Origin of the sequence: Pseudomonas synxantha (assembly GCF_900105675.1) — a bacterium.
Lineage (GTDB): Bacteria > Pseudomonadota > Gammaproteobacteria > Pseudomonadales > Pseudomonadaceae > Aquipseudomonas > Aquipseudomonas synxantha.
The window spans coordinates 2,091,030-2,107,770 of record NZ_LT629786.1; the positions used below are offsets into that span (position 1 = coordinate 2,091,030).

The following is a 16,741-nucleotide window of genomic DNA, read 5'->3' on the forward strand; positions in this document are numbered from 1 at the left end:
GCGAGCGAAAGCATGCCGAGCCGCGGACTTCGCGATCGGTTTCAATAATGTGTTCAGATAACTTCTAGGGTGCCCGCTAACAGCGCGTTAGTTAATCTGCGCGCAGCGGGCTACTACTGGACGTATTCATAAAGAACTCCAGGGTATTAATAAGAAAGTTGCAGTTTCCAGCCAAGTCAGGCGGCGCGAGCGCTCACATAAACACAGAGCATCAAGCTGGCTTGTGCCAGGCTGAAAACCTTGGGTCTCTGCGGGTCTTGAGGGTCGGCGTGGTCCCAGTGCTGCACCAGTTGTCCGCTGTCAGGGCAGATACGCCAGTGCGCCAACGGCGGTGCCGGGCGGGCTTGAGGGGAGGGTGCCGCAAAGGTTGAGCGGGTAGGCGAAAAGCCCACGGGATCGCGGCACAGCTTGGCGCGCAGGGCGGCGGCCAGCGTGCGTACATCGGGCAAAGCAATGAGTTGGAAGGTCATAACACACCTCGGGACCGGACACGCGACCGGTGAGGCAGTTACGGTGGAGCATCGAGCTCTAGCGCAGCTTACCGGACCTGGAAGGCGAGTCCTGTCATATTCTGGGTTTGGCGCCCGATGCCCGCGGATGCGGTGCTCGGACAGCGACTAGATACTGTGTCCATTGGCTTCTTTTGTGAGGTTTAAAAAAGGCCCCAGTTGCGGGCACGGGCAATCTACTCAGGCCATGTCAGAATGTCAACGCATGATTAATTAAATCAACCTGCGTTCAGAATTCATTCAGACAAGAGGCGTGCGCAAGTTGCTGGGTATATAACTTCATATACCTTGGGCGGCGAGTATCGCCAGGTAGATCAATACCAAACCGCATGCGGCATAACTGACACGCTGCCAAGTCGGTGATGCGTTCTTGCGCAACAAATTCACCAGTGCGGCAACCAGGAAACACGAGAGCACCGACGCCAGCATGAAGCCGGCAAAAAACATCAGGGTTTGCCCCTGGCTGGGCGTGGTGCCGACGATGCCCGACAGCGCACTACCCAGCGCGCCCCAATAGACAATATTCTTCGGGTTGGCCAGGGAAATCGCCGCGCCCACGGCCAATGCATTTTGTCGGGTACTGGCCGGTGCGTCGCTGGCTGCGGGCAAGTGCCAGGCGTCGATCAGGCTGCGGATGCCCAGCCACGCCAGGTACAGCGCACAGACGATAGTCAGTGGCACCCGCACCGCGTCATGCTGGATCAGCAGCGCGATACCGGTGAGGCCAATCACGGCCCAAACGGCGTCACCCACCAGTGAGCCGAACTGCACCAGCAGCGCCGGTGTGAAACCGTGGAGCAAGCCGCGGCGTAGGGTCTCCGCCAGTACGGCGCCGGGGGAGAGGCAAAACACGAAACCGAAAACCAGTGCGTAGAAAAAGATCGTCAGCATGCCCGCATCCTTCCAGGAAAGTGCGAAAGCATACGTCAGCACAGGGTTAAGAAACCATGCAGATTTGCATGGTCCACGATCCAAATGTGGGGGGGCTTGCTCCCGATAGCCGTAGGTATCTACACAACTTTATATCAGCCGACCCAACCGTAACCACGATGCGAAGCGAGCCGTCCTTGATCTGCTTTTGATCTCAGGCGCCCCGTTAAACCACGCTGGCCGGAATCCGACAGGGATTTGGGCACACCGAGCCGAAGCGAGGTGCCGAGTGGTGGGGCATGTACGGGCGTAACCAATAGTGGCCGTTACCCAAATAACGGATATGTACTCGATCAAACTCCAACATCCAGGTGGGCTGCCAGGCCGCCATCGGGAGCAAGCCCCCTCCCACAGGGGACTGCGGCGTACCAGAAGTTGTGTAGATACCCATGCCCCGATAGCAGTGTGTCAGTCAGCTCATCTGTAGCTGACCCTCCGCTATCGGGAGCAAGCCCACTCTCACATTGAGGCTATACGCTCGAGCTCAACCTTCAATTCATCCGAGTTGAGGCTGGCAAATGGCAGCGCGAAAAACGCCTCGCAGCGAGCGGCAATAATGTCGAGGGTGGCCTTGAATGCAGCGTCTACCTGGGCTTCATCACCCTGCACGTGGGAAGGGTCCTGCAACCCCCAATGCGCCTTCACCGCTGAGCCGAAATACACGGGGCAAGCTTCCCCGGCCGCGTTGTCGCACACCGTGATAACCACATCCGGCGGGTTAACTTCAAAAGCGTCATTGCCCTTGCTGTACAAACCTTCGGTGCTGATGCCCGCCGCCTGCAGCGTGCTCAGGCTGCGGGGCAAAACCTGGCCCTTGGGAAAACTGCCGGAGCTGATCGCCTCGAAGCCCTCAGGCGCCATGTGATTGAACATGGCCTCGGACAAAATACTGCGACAACTGTTAGCGGTACACATGAACAGCACTTTCATTGCAGGCTCCTTTAGACGCTCAGGCGCAGGGCGAGGGCGGCGAGGGTAATCAACAGCACCGGCAAGGTCAGCACGATGCCGACCTTGAAGTAGTAGCCCCAAGTGATGGTGATGCCTTTGCGCGCCAGGATGTGCAGCCACAGCAAGGTCGCCAGGCTGCCGATGGGGGTGATTTTCGGGCCCAGGTCGCTGCCGATCACGTTGGCGTAGATCATCGCGTCCTTGACCACGCCCACGGCATGGCTGGATTCAATGGACAGCGCGCCGATCAGCACCGTCGGCAGGTTATTCATCGCCGATGAGAGCAGTGCCGTCAGCACGCCGGTACCCATGGCGGCGCCCCACACACCGTAGGTGGCGAAGGTGTCGAGCCAGGTCGCCAGGTAGTCGGTCAGGCCGGCATTGCGCAGGCCATACACCACCAGGTACATGCCCAGGGAAAAGATCACGATCTGCCAGGGCGCTTCCTTGAGGACCTTGCGCGTGGAAATCTTGTGACCCTTGGCGGCAATCACCAGCAGCAGTACCGCGCATACCGCGGAAATCGCACTGATGGGAATGCCCAGTGGCTCCAGGGCAAAACAGCCGACCAGCAGAATGCCCAGTACCCACCAGCCGGCGCGAAAGGTCGCTCGGTCATGGATGGCACTGGCAGGGTCTGCGAGGTCGGCCGGGTCGTAGGTCTGGGGAATATCGCGGCGGAAAAACCACAACAGCACTGCCAGGGTCGCAGCGACGCTGACCAAGTTCACCGGCACCATCACCGCGGCATATTCGTTGAAGCCGATCTTGAAATAGTCCGCCGAGACGATGTTGACCAGGTTCGACACCACCAGCGGCAGGCTCGCCGTATCGGCGATAAACCCGGCGCCCATGACAAATGCCAGGGTTGCCGCCGGAGAAAAACGCAAGGCCAGCAACATCGACATTACGATGGGGGTGAGGATCAGCGCCGCGCCGTCATTGGCAAACAGCGCCGACACCAGCGCGCCGAGCAGCACCATATAGGCAAACAAGCGCCGCCCGCGGCCACGGCCCCAACGCGCTACATGCAGGGCGGCCCAGGCAAAGAACCCGGCTTCGTCGAGCAACAGGCTGATGATGATCAGCGCGACAAAGGTACCGGTGGCGTTCCAAATGATGTGCCACACCACCGGGATGTCCGCCAGGCTGATTACCCCAAAGGCCAGGGCCAGGATCGCCCCCAGGGTGGCGCTCCAACCCACGCCGAGGCCCTTAGGCTGCCAGATGACCAGCACGATGGTGACGAGGAAAATCGCAATTGCGACAAGCATGAATAAAGGCTCCGATGGCTTAGCAGCAGGTGCTTGCCCGTTGTGGTCTATTGCCCATTGCATCCAGACGCAGTGCGTCGTTCTGCAACCATGGCTGGTTGGCTTGTAAGGTGGTGTCCAGCACCTGAGTCACCCAGGCGGGCAGTGCCGGATTGATGCGGTAGTAGATCCATTGCCCTTGACGGCGGTCCAGCAGCAGCCCGCAACTGCGCAGTTGCGCCAGATGACGGGAGATCTTGGGCTGGCTATCGTCCAAGGCATGGATCAGTTCGCACACACAAAGTTCGCCTTCGCGCAGGATCAATAACGCCAGGCGTGCGCGAGTTGCGTCAGCCAGGCATTTGAACAGGGTGGGAGGAGAGAGGAAATTGGACATGGCCATTGCCTGTATATATGGTTATTCGAATATACGTATTTCCATATGTTTCGGTCAAATCTTGTTTCATTTGATATGGATCAAATGCCCTGGAAACAGCCACAACTGTTTGAAATTAAAATGAAACACAAAGGTCCTAAAGTGCCTGCCCATTGCTGATGAAGGAAGAACCCGCGTGACCCGTGCCACTCGCAACCTGCGCAAGACCCTGGATTCCGTCGCGGAAAATAACGAAACCGCGGCGTTCGACCTGATGCGCGCCGTGGAAAAACTCGGCGATGAGGTCCTGCGCCAGCGCTTGCTCAACACCATCCACCGGTTGAACCAGGATGCTTACGAATTGCGTGAAGCGCGGGATTCGGTGGAGCTGGTTTCGGTGAAGCTCGCCTGAGCAAGATCGTTCAAGACAAGCCCCCGATTGCGCTGGCATGCTTGTCGACTGTCTGTCGATGAGCCGTTTCCATGCCCACTGCATTACCTCATTACGCCTTCACCCGCGGCGCCATCGCCGTTATTCCCTTGTCCCTGGCCTGCGCCCCCTGGGGGTTGCTCGCCGGCTCCATGGCCATCGATGCGCAATTTACCCCGCTGCAAGCCCAGGGCCTGTCTGCCATCGTGTTTGCCGGTGCGGCGCAGTTGGTCGCCATCGGCATGGTCAAGAGCGGCGCCAGCCTGATTTCTATCGTGTTGACCACCTTGCTGCTGACCTCCCAGCACCTGCTCTACGGCATGCATATGCGCCCCACATTGTCGGCGCTCAACACCCGCTGGCGTATGAGCCTGGGGTTCTTGTTGACCGATGAGTTCTTCGCCCTGGTCAACCACTACGACCGTCAGACCTTCAATCGCTGGTACGCCCTGGGCGTCGGCCTGACGTTTTATATCATCTGGAACCTCTTCACCCTGGCCGGCATTGTGCTGGGCAAGAGCATTCCCGGCCTGGACCAGTTGGGGCTGGAGTTCTCGATTGCCGCCACCTTTATCGCCCTGATTACCCCCGTGGTGCGCGATGTGCCCACGGTGGTATGTGTGGCAGTTTCGTTGCTGTGTTCGGTGTGGCTGAGCTATCTGCACTGGGAATCGGCGGTGGTGGTCTCGGGGGTATTGGGGATGAGCGCAGGGTTTGCCTGCAAGCGCCTGGGAGTGGGGCAACGATGATCTACTTGATGATTGTGGCCATGGGCCTGGTGGTTTTTTTCAATCGCTATGTGTTTCTCGAACCGCGCCTGCCCGTGCGGCTCAATCGCGGCGCCCGTGAGTTCCTGGGGTTCGCTGTGCCGGGCATGCTCACAGCAATCTGCGGGCCGATTATTTTCCTGGCGGACCATCAGCTCAACCTGAGCCCGACCAACCCCTACTTGCTGGCCGCCATTTGCGCCGTGGCGTTGATGTTCTGGACGCGCAGCGTATTGATCACCGTGTTGTCGAGCATGGCGTTGTTCTATCTGTTTCGCTGGTGGCTCTGATACCCAGGCAAAAAAACGCCCGCGGGAGGGCGGGCATAAGGGAGGCTTCTTGAAAATGAGCTTGGCCACTATAGGCGGCGAGTATGCCGTTCACAGTGAAACAAAGTTCATGGGCGCGTCAGTTGACCCCGGCACAATGGTAGAGTCACGGTTTTTCCAAGGAAGCAATGGCATGCACAAGCTGGTAATTGGCGCATTGGTACTGGCAGCACTGGCCGGCTGCGCGGGCTCGAAGATGAAAGAGGCCCGTGCCGGCAGCCCCTACAAGACCCTGGCATCGGACAAGGCCACCCTGGTGGTTGCCCAGTGCATCCAGTTCGGCTGGCAGGATGAAAGCGTGTTTGGCGTCGACGCCGGCGGTTTCAAGGAGGCTACCGAGGCCGGTGGTTTCACAGTCTACACCACCGGTGGCGACTACTTTGTCGACGTACAAAGCACGGGTGCGGGCTCTAGCGTCAAGTACTACGCCGCTGAAGACAATATGCCGGCCAAGCGCCGCCTGGCTGCGCTCGCCACTTGTCTGTAATACCTTGCCTTAGTCATATTGCGAAACGCCTGGCGGGACAGCCGCCGGGCATTGTCTTATGATTCACTCGCTCGCTCGACGTGATGGCTCTTTACCGGTACACGGATGTCGAGGCCTAAACGTCGGGCGAGCACCTCTTTGTCCCGCCTCAACGCGGCATGAAACCCAGGTGCCAGCGCCGCGGGATCATCAGTGTCACCAGCCCCAATAGCCCCGCCAATGCACCGCTGACCCACAGCGCACGCAGGCCCATCTGCTGTTCCAGCAGCGCGCCGATCACCGCACCGATAAACATCCCGGCCCAGGGAACCAATTGCACGCGCCAACCGTTGCGACGCTCGCCAAGTAGCCAGCGCCCCAGCCCGCGCCCAAAGCGCGACAGCGCGCCGGTGACATAGGTGAGCCCCACCGGCAAGCCATTCACTTCCTCGACGGCCGCGTTGAGCATACCCATGGCGATAATCGCCGCCAGCAGAGCCGGTAAGGTCGCTGTCGACGGCCATAGCGCCCCACCACAGAGCAAGGTGCCGATGCACAACAAGAGCGGCAACGCGTGGCGCTTGCTGAAGCGGCTGACCATCACGCCCAAGGCATTACCGAGCACAAAGGTCGCGATCAACAGCACCAGGCGCCCGGTAAGCCCAAGGTCGCCGGCGCTGATGGCCACCGCCAACCGCGTGGTGTTACCGCTCATGAACGAGACAAAATCGCCGCTGGCCATAAAGCCAATGGCGTCGGTCATGCCGGCCAGCACCGACAGGCACGCCACCAGCATCATACCCACCCGCCCGCGCCAGCGCTGTCGATGGGCGAGCGTAACGTTGGTGTAAGGCTTGCGGGACGAAGGCAGCATGGGGCCGGTTTCCTCGGTGAGATTATCCGGCCACTACCGTAGGACGCTTTGCGTGCGGGTGCAATGACCTCAGGCATACTCCAGTTGCCAGCCGGTACTGTGCCACGTCAAATGATGAGTCGGCTCAATCGCCTGTAGAAAAGCCTCGTCATGGGAGACAGCCAGCATCGCGCCGCTAAAGCTTTTCAACGCTTGCTCAAAGGCGAGCACCGATTCCAGGTCCAGGTGATTGGTAGGTTCATCCAATAGCAGCAGTTGTGCGGGGATAGCACGCCACAAGGCAACAGCCATCGCGGCTTTCAGGCGTTCGCCGCCGCTGAGTTGCGCCACTGGTTGGGTGACCCGCAACGCATCCAGTTGCAGTAACGCCAGGCGCGTACGCAGCTCAGCTTCAGCCAGCGGGGTGTCGAGCAGGTTGAGTTGTTCGATGATGCAACGCCGATCATCCAGCAGCGCCAGGTGCTGATCGAGATAAGCGCTGGACACCGCCACCTGGCACTCGCCACTCACGGCCTGCCATTGGCCGGCGAGTAATTTGAGCAGGGTGGATTTACCGCAACCATTAGGCCCGCGCACTGCAACGCGCACGGGCCCCGCCAGGTTAATGGTCAGATAGCTGGAGGGCGCCAGCGGATCGAGCCAGGGCAGCTGCGCACCTTCCAACGTCAGCACTTGCCGGCCGTTGGGCACCGTCGAGCCTGGCAAGGCAAGCAGGGTGGGCGCTTCGTCCACCACGCGCTCGTAGGCTTGACGCACCTGTTCATCCAGCTGGTTTTTGTGCGCGTGATGAGCGCTGCGCACAGTGCTGACAATTTCCGTGGCGGCGCCTTTCCAGCGCGCCTTGGTGAAGCGGTCGACGTTGGCGGTCTCGGCGTTTTTACGCGAGCGTGCGGCGTTGCGCTGCAGGCTGTCATGGTCTTTTTGCAGGCGTCGACGCTCACGGCTACGTGTCTGGCGCGCATGTTCCCACGCCGCGATGGCGGCCTGCTGCTGCGTCTCCCGTTGCTGGTGATAGGCATCGTAGTTGCCGCCGTAAACCTGGACACCAAGGGGTGACAATTCGATGATGCGCCCCATGGCGTTGAGTAGCTGTCGATCATGGCTGACCACCACCAGGCCGCCGCGCCAATCGGCCAGCACCCGTCGCAGCCAAGCGCGCCCGGCACTGTCGAGGTGGTTGCTCGGTTCGTCCAGAATCAGCAACTGCGGCGCCGCCAGTAGCGCACCGATCAGGGCGACCCGAGCCAACTGGCCGCCGCTGAGTTGATCAGCCCGGGTGCCGGCGCTGAGGGTTGGCAAACCCGCCGCATCCAGTGCCAGGCGCAAGCGCTCGGCCAGGTCCCAGCGATCGTCGATCAGTTCCAGGTCACCGACACGGGCCTCACCTCGGGCCATACGTTCAAGGGCCGCCAAGGCAGGCTCAGTGGCGGTGATATGGGCGACCGTTGCGCCTGCTTGAACCGTCAGCGCCTGGGGCACATAGACGACGCTGGACGGCTTTTTCAAGCTGCCGGAGGAGGGCAGCAATACCCCGGCCAGCAACTTCGCCAGGATACTTTTGCCACGGCCATTGCGCCCGACGATACCGGTGGGCGTGTGATCAATGGACAGGTTCAGGTCCTCCAGCAAGGTTTCGCCATTGGCGAACTGGAAAGACACATGTTGCAGGGAAACAAGCACGGGCAGCCGGGTGACGTCAGTCATCAGCACCTCCAAAAAAATGTCGAACAGGCCAACAAGCGCACCAGGCGGCTCGTTGCAGATACATTTTGGAAGGCTTAGTTGTTCACGTCGGCGGTCATCCCGTTAATCAGAAGGGACGCAGAGGCTAACCCACCTTGGCTTTGTGCGGCAAGTCCTCGGCCAATTTCTCAAGGAACATCGCCAGGGCCACTTCCTCGGCTTTCAGGCCCTTGCGCACTCGGGGCTTGGGCAGCTTCGACAATTCACCGAGGCTGAAATGCTCAAGCACCGCAGGGTGGATGTAACATTTGCGGCACACCGCAGGCGTGTTGCCCAACTGCCTGGCAACGTCCTTGACCATCGCCACCACATGCCTCTTGGCGTCGGACTCCGGCTGCCACGCCAACTCGCGCAATACCGCCAACGCCATGGCCGTGCCGGCCCAGGTGCGATAGTCCTTGGCGGTAAAGTCTTCGCCGGTCAGTTCATGCAGATAGGCGTTGACGTCGTGGGAACTGACGGTATGGCGTTCACCGTCTTCGTCCAGGTACTGGAACAGGTTCTGCCCGGGCAGCTCCATACAGCGCTTGACCACACTGGCCAGGCGCCGGTCCTTGACACTGACCTGGTGCTCGACACCGCTCTTGCCACGAAACTGAAACTGGATCTCGTTGCCCTTGATATCCACATGACGGTTGCGCAGGGTAGTCAGGCCGTAGGATTTATTCTCGCGGGCGTACTGGGTATTGCCGACGCGAATCAGCGTGGCATCCAGCAACATCACCACCGTCGCCAGGACCTTTTCGCGGGTAAACCCCGGCTCGGCTATCTGTGCTTCCAGCTGTTTGCGCAATTTCGGCAAGGCGTTGCCGAAGGCCTGCAACCGCGAGTACTTGTCGCTGTCACGCACTTCGCGCCAGCGTGGGTGGTAGCGGTATTGCTTGCGGCCACGGGCATCGCGGCCGGTGGCCTGCAAATGGCCTTGAGGGTCGGCGCAGATCCACACATCGGTGTAGGCGGGTGGTACGGCCAGGGCGTTCAGACGTTTGATTTCGTCGGCATCGGTGATGCGCTCGCCTTTGGCGTCCAGGTACTGGAACTTACCCCTCACCTTCTTGCGGCGAATGCCAGGCTGGGTGTCGTCAACGTAATGCAGGTCGCGGGGCAGGTCGGCGGGCAACGAAGAATCAGGCATGGTGCGGGTTCCTTGACAACAAAACAGGCCGGTATGTCTGATTGACCGCAGCATCTTTCGGTCGTGCCAATTGGTTAGGCCAGCACCGCCACGGCCTTGATTTGCGCCCACAACGCTTGGCCCGGATGCAGGTGCAACTGGTCGCGGGAGAAGCGCGTAATGCGTGCCAGCAACGGCGTGCCGCCTGCATCCAGGCGCACCAGCACATGGGCGCTGTTATCCGCGCCAATGTCTTGGGTGACGGTGACGGGGAGCCGATTGAGGATGCTGCTGTGTGCTTCCGCTTGCAAATTGAGGCTTACATCCCGTGCCTGGATCTTGACCCGCAGCGGTTGGCCCAACGCCAGCGGCGTGTGAGCCACGCGAATCTGTAACGGGCAGTCGGGCAGTTGCAGAGTGAGCAACTGGTAGTCCTCATCGTAAGCAATCACCCTGCCAGCGATCACCACGCCGGCATCGTCGCCCAGGGCCAGCGGCAGGTCGAGCCGTGCCAGGGTTTCGCCGATGGGCCCGCTGGCCAGGGCCTTGCCTTCGCTGAGCAAGACGATATGGTCGGCCAGTCGCGCGACCTCATCCTGGGCGTGGCTGACGTACAGCACCGGAATATCCAGCTCGTCGTGCAGGCGTTCCAGGTAAGGCAGGATCTCGCTTTTGCGTTGGCTGTCCAGGGCCGCCAGGGGCTCATCCATCAACAGCAACCTGGGGCTGGTAAGCAAGGCGCGGGCGATGCCGATGCGTTGGCGCTCGCCGCCGGACAGGTGTTGTGGCTGACGCTCGAGCAGATGGCCGATGCCCAGCAGCTCGGTGGCCTGGGCCATGTCCACGCGCCTTTGCTGGCGTGGAATGCGCTTGAGGCCGAACGCCAGATTGGCCCGTACCGATAGGTGGGGAAACAAGCTGGCTTCCTGGAACACATAACCCAAGGCGCGTTTATGCGCAGGCACAAACAGCCCTTTGTGGCTGTCTTGCCAGACCTCATCGTTGATCTGCACAAAAGCTTCTTCGGCGCGCTCCAAACCGGCGATGCAGCGTAGGCAGGTGGTCTTGCCGGAGCCGGAATGCCCGTATAGCGCGGTAACGCCGCGGCCGGGCAATTGCAGGTCGACGTCCAGGGCAAAGGCGGAGTATTTCAAGCGCAGGCGTATATCAATCATCGCGTTCAGCTCCAGCCCATCTTGGTTTTGCGGCTGGAGTACAGCGCCAGCAATACGAGGAACGCGAACACCACCATGGCACCGGCCAGCCAATGAGCCTGGGCATACTCCATGGCTTCAACGTGGTCGTAGATCTGCACCGAGACCACCCGGGTCTTGTCCGGGATATTGCCGCCGATCATCAGCACCACGCCGAACTCGCCGACGGTATGGGCAAAGCCGAGGATCGATGCGGTGATAAATCCCGGGCGCGCCAGGGGCAGGATCACTGTGAAAAACGTGTCCCACGGATTGGCGCGCAAGGTCGCAGCCACCTCCAACGGGCGGGTGCCGATGGCAGAGAAGGCGTTCTGCAATGGCTGCACCACGAAAGGCATGGAATAGATCACCGAGCCGATCACCAGCCCGGCGAAGCTGAAGGTGAGGGTGCCCAGGCCCAGCCACTGGGTGAACTGGCCGAAGTAACCGTTGGGGCCCATGGTCAACAGCAAGTAGAAACCGATGACCGTTGGCGGCAGTACCAACGGTAATGCGACCACTGCACCGATGGGGCCGCGCCACCATGAGGTGGTGCGCGACAGCCACAGCGCAATCGGAGTGCCGATGATCAACAGGATCACAGTAGTCAGTGACGCCAGCTTGATGGTCAACCAGATCGCGGAAAAATCAGCACTCGAGAGGGGCATTTACAGCTCGTAACCGTAGGATTTGATTACAGCCGCTGCTTTCGGCCCTTTGAGGTAGTCAACCAGGGCCTTGGCGGCGGCGCTGTCCTTGCCCTTGTTGAGGATCACGCCGTCCTGTTTGATCGGGTCGTGCATCGACGCAGGAACAATCCACGCTGAACCGCGAGTGACATTGCCGTCCTTATAGATCTGCGACAAGGCAACAAAGCCCAGCTCGGCATTGCCGGTGGACACGAACTGATAGGCCTGGGTGATGTTCTGGCCCTCGACGAGCTTGCCCTTGACCTGTTCGGTCAAGCCTTGCCTGGCCAGCACTTGGGTGGCGGCCAGCCCGTAGGGCGCGGCTTTGGGGTTGGCGATGGACAGGTGCTGGAATTGGTTTTTCTTCAGCACGTCACCCTTGGCATCCACGTAGCCTTCCTTTGCCGACCACAGCGCCAAGGTGCCGACGGCGTACGTGAAGCGCGAGCCCTTGACGGTATCGCCTTCAACTTCGAGCTTTTGGGGGGTGGTGTCATCGGCGCTGAGGAACACTTCGAACGGCGCGCCGTTCTTGATCTGAGTGTAGAACTGCCCGGTGGCGCCATAGGCCGCGACCAGTTTGTGGCCGGTGTCTTTTTCGAAGTCGGCGGCAATGGCCTGGATCGGCGCGGTGAAGTTGGCAGCCACCGCCACCTGCACTTCATCAGCGTGGGCCGAACCCAAGGCAAATACGGCAAGCAGGGGGGCCAGGCGTGAGACGCGGGTGATCATGGAGCAACTCCTTGGGATGGACGGCGTGGTCGGGTAGAAGGTTTAAACGCTATGTATGTGAATATATAGCGGACGACCATTGCTGGTACAGTGCCAATGTGGGAGGGGGCTTGCTCCCGATGGCGGAGGGTCAATCGCTGATGTATTTCACTGGCACTCCCTCATCGGGAGCAAGCCCCCTCCCACATATTTATGCCTGACTCAGTTACGCGTGAGCCTGGCCAGTGCCTGCTCGGCCAGTTCGCAAGTCAGGTCATAGGTGGAGCAATCTTTGCCAAGCCCCAGGGCCTGGCCCGCCCATAGGTTGCTGAAACCCGCTTCATCCTTGGCCTTGAGCGGCATTAATGCACCACCGGCTTTTGGGAACGCCGGCGCGGCTGGGTTGACGGCGCCAAGTTCACGCATCACACGGTTGACGATGCCCCGCGCCGGGCGGCCGGTGAACAGGTTGGTCAGTGCGGTCTCACTGGCCTGTGCATGGCGTAGCGCGTGATGGTGGGAAGCCGTGATGCTGGCTTCGGGCGTGAACAGATACACCGTGCCAATTTGCACCGCCGAGGCGCCCAGAGCCATGGCGGCGACAATGCCCCGCGCATCGCCGATGCCGCCTGCGGCAATCACCGGCACGCTGACCGCGTCGACAATCTGCGGCACCAAGGCCATCAAGCCGATCTGGCTGTTGAGGTCGTCACTGAGAAACAGGCCACGGTGCCCACCGGCTTCAATACCCATGGCGATAATCGCGTCGCAGCCGTGCTCCTCCAGCCAGATGGCTTCTTCGACGGTGGTCGCGGAGGACAGCACTCTGGCACCGCTGGCTTTTACCCGGTCCAGCAAGGTTTTTTCCGGCAGGCCGAAGTGAAAACTCACAACCTCAGGGCGAAACTCCTCAACCACTTGGCAAGCGGCCTCGTTGAATGGTGCGCGATTGGACGCAGGCGTCGGCGCGTCAAAATCAGCGCCCAGTTCAAGGTAGTAGGGTTGCAGCAAATCCTTCCAGCGGCGGTCACGCGCGTCATCGGCGTCAGGTGGCTGGTGGCAAAAGAAATTCAGGTTCAGCGGGTGCGTACTGGCTTGGCGGATAATGGTCAGGGCTTCGCGCAATTGCTCGATGCTCAGCGCGGCGGCGGGCATGGAGCCCAGCGCGCCGGCTTGCTGGGCGGCAATCACCATGGCGGTGGTTGTCGCCCCGGCCATCGGTGCCTGGATGATCGGCACATCAATGCCGAGCAGGTCGAGAATACGAGTGTCTGGCCAGGTGCTCATGGGATGCGTCTCCAGCGTTGGTAGGGCGTTTCGCTGTTTTAACAGGGCACCTGGCAGCCGGCCAGTCTGTTTTATTCACTGGACGAATGCAGTGTTTTGTGGGGGTTGGGTTTCAGTGCGGTGTCTCGCGTTCGAGCAATTGGCGCTTACGCTCGACGCCCCAGCGGTAGCCCGACAATTGGCCATCGCTGCGCACCACGCGATGACAGGGAATCGCCACCGCCAGGTGGTTGGCACCACAGGCCTGGGCCACGGCGCGAAAGGAGTTGGGTGCGCCGATACGCTCGGCTATCTGCGCATAGCTGGCGGTGCTGCCCACCGGAATCTCGCGCAAAGCCTGCCACACGCGCTCCTGAAAGGCCGTGCCGCGCAGGTCCAGGGGCAGATCAAGGCCCAGGGCAGGGGCTTCGACAAACCCCACGACTTGGGCGATCAGCTGTTCGAAGCCCCGATCCGCGCCGACCAGTTCGGCCTTGGGAAACTGGTCTTGCAGGTCGCGCACCAGCTTGTCCGGATCGTCTCCGAGCAAAATCGCGCACACGCCACGTTGGCTCTGTGCCACCAGAATAGCCCCCAGCGAGCATTGGCCCACGGCAAAGCGAATGGTGTTATTGGCACCGCCGCTTTTGTAATCGCGGGGCTTCATGCCGAGCAATTGATCGGCGGCTTCATAGAAACGGCTGTTGGAGTTGAAACCTGCGTCATACAGCGTGTCGGTCACTGAGTGCTGGCCCTTGAGGCCGTCGCGAACCTTGCGCGAACGCAGAGCACGGGCATAGCCCTTGGGGGTCAAGCCAGTGCTGGCTTTGAACACACGATGGAAGTGGAAAGGGCTCAACCCGGCCTGGTGCGCCAGTACTTCAAGGCTCGGGGCCGTTTCTGCCTGTTCGATCTGCCGGCAGGCATTGGCGACTAACTGCGCATGATGGGCGGCCAGTTGGGTTCGGTCGCCAGCGGCACGTTTGCTCGGACGATAACCCGCGGCTTCGGCCTGCGCCGGGGTGTCGAAGAATTCGATATTTTCCGGGCGCGGTAAACGCGAAGCGCTGCTGGGCCGGCAATATACGCCGGTGGTTTTCACGCCGTAGACAAACAGGGCGTCTGCCTTGGCATCGCGGGCAATGATGGCGGCCCAGCGCGGATCGTGTTCGTTGTTCATGGCCTGCACTCTTGACGGTTCACGAGCAGATTAACCGTGCCGGTTGCCCATGACACTCCGAAGCTTGCGGTCAAAATCAGCCGGCAGTGCGAAAGGTCAGGTTGATGCGTTGCGGGCCCATGACGGGATGCTCGCCTTCCTTAATTGGCATCACCCCATGAAAGCGCAGGCGATCAACGCCGCCCCAGACCACCACATCGCCATGGAACAGCGAGATCTTCTGCGGTTTGTCACTGCGCTGATGGCCACCAAACAGGAAAATAGCCGGCAGACCCAGGGATACCGAGACTACGGGGGCGCTGTAGCAACGCTCATTTTTGTCCTGATGCAGTGACATCTTTGCTCCAGGCACGTAGCGATTGATCAGGCAGGCGTCAGGTAAAAAGCCGCTGAAACCGGCCTCGGCTGCCGCCGCCGCGGCCAGTTGGCGCAAGGTGTCGGGCATGGGCGGCCAGGGTTGCTGGTTGCGCGGGTCGAGGGGGCTGTAGCGATAGCCGCGGGTGTCGGTGGTCCAGCCCAGCTCGCCGCAACTGCTCAGCGCTGCCGACATGGTGAAACCACCGGGTGTGACCATCTGCCGAAACGGAGATTGCGCCAGGACACGCCGTAGTTCAGGCAATAAGCGCTCAATCCAGGGCAGGGCGTAGCCCCGGAGTACGTAGGACTCTTCGCCAATCTGCTCGCGCCCTGGGGGTTGTTGCAGGGCGCCATCGGCGAATAAATCGGCAGTCGGCCCCGACATGTCTTACAGCGCCTTGCTCACATTGATGTCGGTAATTTCGTCACTGGCGTCATGAATTTTCGCCAGGGCTTGCTTGGCTTCTTCGACGCTGTCGGTTTGCAATTGGGCAAATTCAAAGCGGCGCTCGCCGTTGAGTTTGTACTTGATGACGTATTTGGTTGTAGAGGTCACAGCTTTCTTCCTTTCAGGTGTTCGGATCAGCTCAACTTGGTGCTGGTGCGACGAACGATGCGAATCTTGTGGGACAGCGCCGGCTTGCGGGTCACGCTGATGGCACGACGGGTCACCACATCGAGGGTGATGTTCCAGAACCCGGTGCTGGGCGCGGTGATCTTGGCTGGGAACTTATCGAATGCGCCACCATGATAGGTATGGCGGCCACCATTTTTGAAGCTGCGGAAGTTCGCGTCGCTCATCAGGCGAATGTTGCAGGTTTGCGAGCATTCGATGACGACAATGTCTCCCTCGTTGAGGTGCTCACGCTGGTGGATGAATTTCATGGGGTGTCTCCAGAAGGGCTTTTTCTGAAAAATCAGAATGATACGTAGGTTAAGATGGAGTTTATCAGCCCCAGCGCGTTTATTATCGGGCCGTCGTCGACGTCTTCGACAATTTAAAACAGTTATTTACCCTGTAATCAGAGATAAATCCTACGTTGGTGGGAGAAATTTACCATCCCCGCTGTCGTAGGGTCTTTATCGGAGGTTTTTGTATGAAGTGGAGTGTGTTGGTGCTGGCCTTGGCGATAGGTGGGTGTGCTTCGGTTGCAGATATCAAGCAGACCCCGCCAACATTGGTGGTCATCTCGGGCAAGAAGCCGCAGGAATATGCGGCGTGTGTAGTGCGTAAATTGGAGGCGACCCGCCGGCCACCGCAGATCGAGCCCCATAAAGACGGTATTCAGGTGATTGTGCCGCAGAAATTCTCGGCGGATCCTTCGGCGATCTTCGTAATCGAAGACCGCTCCAGTGGGAGCAGCATCAAGCTCTATGAGAGCATGTCCAATGTGCCGATTCGTCCCGGCGACGTGAAGAAAGCCGGGGAAGAATGCATTTCTGGCTGAGCCCCAGGCCTATCCTGCGCACCTGAGCCGATAAAAAAGCCATCACCCGTCAGTGGCGGCATGCATTTGGGGCAGGGCATCCGTTAAACTGTCGGGCATTCACTATAAAGATGCCGCTCAGACCTTGGGTTTGAGCGGCATTGTTTTTTCTGGAA

At 60.2% G+C, this 16,741-nt stretch carries 21 protein-coding genes; 5 read left to right on the plus strand and 16 right to left on the minus strand.

What is annotated here, in order from left to right; all coding sequences use genetic code 11:
- Positions 1-176: 176 nt before the first annotated feature.
- The 5 genes from BLU48_RS10015 to BLU48_RS10035 form a co-directional block, all read right to left on the minus strand.
- A complete protein-coding gene (locus BLU48_RS10015) occupies positions 177-470 on the minus strand; it encodes a hypothetical protein (protein ID WP_057023946.1) in 294 nt (97 codons plus the stop codon).
- A gap of 318 nt (positions 471-788) precedes the next feature.
- Positions 789-1,400, minus strand: coding sequence for a LysE family transporter (locus tag BLU48_RS10020; protein WP_057023945.1), 612 nt, complete (start codon positions 1,398-1,400; stop codon positions 789-791).
- A 498-nt stretch (positions 1,401-1,898) separates the two neighbouring features.
- Complete coding sequence (locus tag BLU48_RS10025) at positions 1,899-2,369, minus strand: arsenate reductase ArsC (protein ID WP_057023944.1); 471 nt, start codon at positions 2,367-2,369, stop codon at positions 1,899-1,901.
- Between the two features lie 11 nt (positions 2,370-2,380).
- A complete protein-coding gene (locus BLU48_RS10030; protein WP_057023943.1) occupies positions 2,381-3,664 on the minus strand; it encodes an arsenic transporter in 1,284 nt (427 codons plus the stop codon).
- A 19-nt stretch (positions 3,665-3,683) separates the two neighbouring features.
- On the minus strand, positions 3,684-4,040 hold the full coding sequence (locus BLU48_RS10035; RefSeq protein ID WP_057024099.1) for a metalloregulator ArsR/SmtB family transcription factor: 357 nt from the start codon (positions 4,038-4,040) through the stop codon (positions 3,684-3,686).
- Positions 4,041-4,215: 175 nt separating this feature from the next.
- Here BLU48_RS10035 and BLU48_RS10040 point away from each other — a divergent pair, with 175 nt between their 5' ends.
- The 4 genes from BLU48_RS10040 (at position 4,216) to BLU48_RS10055 (ending at position 6,032) form a co-directional block, all read left to right on the plus strand.
- A complete protein-coding gene (locus BLU48_RS10040) occupies positions 4,216-4,431 on the plus strand; it encodes a hypothetical protein (protein ID WP_046068240.1) in 216 nt (71 codons plus the stop codon).
- A gap of 71 nt (positions 4,432-4,502) precedes the next feature.
- Positions 4,503-5,198: an AzlC family ABC transporter permease gene (locus BLU48_RS10045; protein WP_057023942.1), complete on the plus strand. Its 696-nt coding sequence runs from the start codon at positions 4,503-4,505 to the stop codon at positions 5,196-5,198.
- Complete coding sequence (locus tag BLU48_RS10050) at positions 5,195-5,506, plus strand: AzlD domain-containing protein (RefSeq protein ID WP_057012487.1); 312 nt, start codon at positions 5,195-5,197, stop codon at positions 5,504-5,506. The genes BLU48_RS10045 and BLU48_RS10050 overlap by 4 nt, the downstream gene beginning before the upstream one ends.
- 172 nt (positions 5,507-5,678) lie before the next feature.
- Positions 5,679-6,032, plus strand: coding sequence for a hypothetical protein (locus BLU48_RS10055; RefSeq protein ID WP_056847811.1), 354 nt, complete (start codon positions 5,679-5,681; stop codon positions 6,030-6,032).
- 148 nt (positions 6,033-6,180) lie between these two features.
- On the opposite strand, the gene BLU48_RS10060 is transcribed toward BLU48_RS10055, so the two are convergent.
- The 11 genes from BLU48_RS10060 to BLU48_RS10105 form a co-directional block, all read right to left on the minus strand.
- The gene (locus BLU48_RS10060; RefSeq protein WP_057023941.1) at positions 6,181-6,885 is read right to left on the minus strand and encodes a YoaK family protein; all 705 of its coding nucleotides are present in this window, start codon (positions 6,883-6,885) and stop codon (positions 6,181-6,183) included.
- Between the two features lie 69 nt (positions 6,886-6,954).
- Positions 6,955-8,589 (minus strand): ABC-F family ATP-binding cassette domain-containing protein, encoded by a 1,635-nt coding sequence (locus tag BLU48_RS10065; RefSeq protein WP_057023940.1) that lies wholly within the window; start codon positions 8,587-8,589, stop codon positions 6,955-6,957.
- A gap of 124 nt (positions 8,590-8,713) precedes the next feature.
- Complete coding sequence (locus BLU48_RS10070) at positions 8,714-9,763, minus strand: DNA topoisomerase IB (RefSeq protein WP_057023939.1); 1,050 nt, start codon at positions 9,761-9,763, stop codon at positions 8,714-8,716.
- 74 nt (positions 9,764-9,837) lie between these two features.
- Positions 9,838-10,917 carry a molybdenum ABC transporter ATP-binding protein gene (gene modC / locus BLU48_RS10075; RefSeq protein ID WP_057023938.1) on the minus strand — a complete coding sequence of 360 codons (1,080 nt, stop codon included), beginning with the start codon at positions 10,915-10,917 and terminating at the stop codon, positions 9,838-9,840.
- Positions 10,918-10,922: 5 nt separating this feature from the next.
- Positions 10,923-11,603, minus strand: coding sequence for a molybdate ABC transporter permease subunit (gene modB, locus BLU48_RS10080; RefSeq protein WP_057023937.1), 681 nt, complete (start codon positions 11,601-11,603; stop codon positions 10,923-10,925).
- A complete protein-coding gene (gene modA / locus BLU48_RS10085; RefSeq protein WP_057023936.1) occupies positions 11,604-12,356 on the minus strand; it encodes a molybdate ABC transporter substrate-binding protein in 753 nt (250 codons plus the stop codon).
- Positions 12,357-12,557: 201 nt separating this feature from the next.
- On the minus strand, positions 12,558-13,622 hold the full coding sequence (locus BLU48_RS10090) for an NAD(P)H-dependent flavin oxidoreductase (RefSeq protein WP_057023935.1): 1,065 nt from the start codon (positions 13,620-13,622) through the stop codon (positions 12,558-12,560).
- Between the two features lie 112 nt (positions 13,623-13,734).
- Positions 13,735-14,781 carry a bifunctional DNA-binding transcriptional regulator/O6-methylguanine-DNA methyltransferase Ada gene (gene ada / locus BLU48_RS10095; protein WP_057023934.1) on the minus strand — a complete coding sequence of 349 codons (1,047 nt, stop codon included), beginning with the start codon at positions 14,779-14,781 and terminating at the stop codon, positions 13,735-13,737.
- A gap of 76 nt (positions 14,782-14,857) precedes the next feature.
- Positions 14,858-15,523 carry a DNA oxidative demethylase AlkB gene (alkB, locus tag BLU48_RS10100; RefSeq protein ID WP_057023933.1) on the minus strand — a complete coding sequence of 222 codons (666 nt, stop codon included), beginning with the start codon at positions 15,521-15,523 and terminating at the stop codon, positions 14,858-14,860.
- A gap of 3 nt (positions 15,524-15,526) precedes the next feature.
- Positions 15,527-15,694, minus strand: a complete 168-nt coding sequence (locus tag BLU48_RS32005; protein WP_164484822.1) for a hypothetical protein — start codon at positions 15,692-15,694, stop codon at positions 15,527-15,529.
- A 26-nt stretch (positions 15,695-15,720) separates the two neighbouring features.
- Positions 15,721-16,023 (minus strand): DUF1883 domain-containing protein, encoded by a 303-nt coding sequence (locus BLU48_RS10105; RefSeq protein WP_003173824.1) that lies wholly within the window; start codon positions 16,021-16,023, stop codon positions 15,721-15,723.
- 212 nt (positions 16,024-16,235) lie between these two features.
- On the opposite strand from BLU48_RS10105, the gene BLU48_RS10110 reads away from it, so the two are divergent.
- Positions 16,236-16,586, plus strand: coding sequence for a hypothetical protein (locus tag BLU48_RS10110; protein ID WP_057023932.1), 351 nt, complete (start codon positions 16,236-16,238; stop codon positions 16,584-16,586).
- Positions 16,587-16,741 lie beyond the last annotated feature (155 nt).